Raw genomic sequence first — 1,716 nt, 5'->3', positions numbered from 1 at the left:
GCGATCAGCTACTCACAAGAACGTAAAGTATTTGGCCAGCCTGTGGGTGAATACCAGCTTACCCTAAGCAAACTATCTCGCATGGCGACCTTGATGACCGCTTCGCGCCAGTTTACCTACGCCGTAGGCCGTTTGATGGATGAAGGCAAAGGCCAGATGGAAGCCAGCCTAGTGAAACTATTTGCTTGTAAGTCTTCTGAGTGGCTAACACGTGAGGCATTGCAGATTCACGGAGGTATGGGCTATGCAGAAGAATCAGCAGTGAGCCGTTACTGGATTGATGCCCGCGTACTCTCTATCTTTGAAGGTGCTGAAGAGACTCTTGCACTGAAAGTAATTGCCAGAACCCTAATCGAGAACGCAGCGTAGATTGCGATTTGATTCTCAGCCAGCCAAGCTGTTGTGCTGGCTAAGCAAACCCTAAAAGAGATCATTCAAAAACTTTCCTATTGAAAGACGCTTTGACCGATCTCTAATAAACATTGAACTAGCGACATGCAGTGTCGAGGACAGAGCCTCAAGTACTCTCGGAATCGACCCACATCGGAATGAAGTAACATGAGTGAGCAAAATAAAGCGCATCTGATCTACGATAAAGAAGATAAGCCGAGCAAAGACCGTCCGTGGATTTTCAGAACCTACGCCGGACACACCAATGTTTGGGCCTCCAATGAGCTTTACCGTAATAACCTGGCAAAAGGCCAGACGGGTTTAAGTATTGCAATGGATCTCCCCACGCAATGTGGTTACAGCTCCGATCATGATATTGCGAAACCCGAGATTGGCAAGGTCGGCGTGCCGATCAATTCACTCGATGACATGGCAGTACTATTCGATAACATTCCTTTAGAGGAAATGAACACCTCGATGACCATCAATGGTACATCCATGTGGTTATTATCTTTGTATGTTGCTTTAGCTGAAGAGCGTGGCATAGATATTAGCCAGCTTAAAGGCACGACTCAAAATGACTTGATCAAAGAGTACCTGGCACGTGGTACCTACATATTCCCACCAGAAGATTCTATTCGCATTATCGTCGACATGTATGAATACTGCTTGCACAACATTCCTTCATGGAATGCTTCAAACATTTGCTCATATCACCTTCAAGAAGCCGGCGCGACGCCTGTTCAAGAACTCGCTTTCGCTCTGACAACAGCAATTACAATTCTGGATGCAATCAAAGAACGTGACTGCTTCAATGAAGAAGAGTTTGAGCGTTGCGTTGGCCGAATTTCTTACTTTGTAAACGCTGGTATGCGCTTTGTAGAAGAGACCTGCAAAATGCGCGCATTTGGCGAAATGTGGGATGAGATCACCAGTGAACGTTACGGTGTTAAGAACCCTAAATACCGTCGCTTCCGTTACGGTGTTCAGGTTAACTCTTTGGGTTTGACTGAAGAACAGCCAGAAAACAATGCATGGCGTATTCTGATCGAAACATTAGGCGTGACACTTAGCCGTAACGCACGTTGTCGCGCACTTCAGCTACCTGCCTGGAACGAAGCTCTATCCCTTCCGCGCCCTTGGGATCAGCAGTGGTCACTGCGTCTTCAGCAAGTTATGGCTTATGAAACTGACTTGCTTGAGTACCCTGACCTATTCGAAGGCTCTAAGGTTATCGAATCAAAAGTAGCTGAGCTAAAAGAGCAAGCCTTTGCAGAAATTAATAAGATTCTAGATATGGGCGGTTGTGTTGAAGCTATCAAGACC

At 46.3% G+C, this 1,716-nt stretch carries 2 protein-coding genes; both read left to right on the top strand.

What is annotated here, in order from left to right; all coding sequences use genetic code 11:
* A partial coding sequence (locus tag A3763_RS03335) for an acyl-CoA dehydrogenase family protein (RefSeq protein ID WP_255376598.1) occupies positions 1–369 on the top strand: 369 nt, incomplete at its 5' end.
* 189 nt (positions 370–558) lie between these two features.
* On the top strand, positions 559–1,716 hold a 1,158-nt coding region (locus A3763_RS03330; RefSeq protein ID WP_197482729.1), incomplete at its 3' end, for a methylmalonyl-CoA mutase family protein.

The sequence above is a fragment of the Oleiphilus sp. HI0128 genome, from assembly GCF_001635365.1.
Note: the sequence above shows the minus strand (reverse complement) of the source record. Positions and strands in the feature narration are given on the sequence as shown.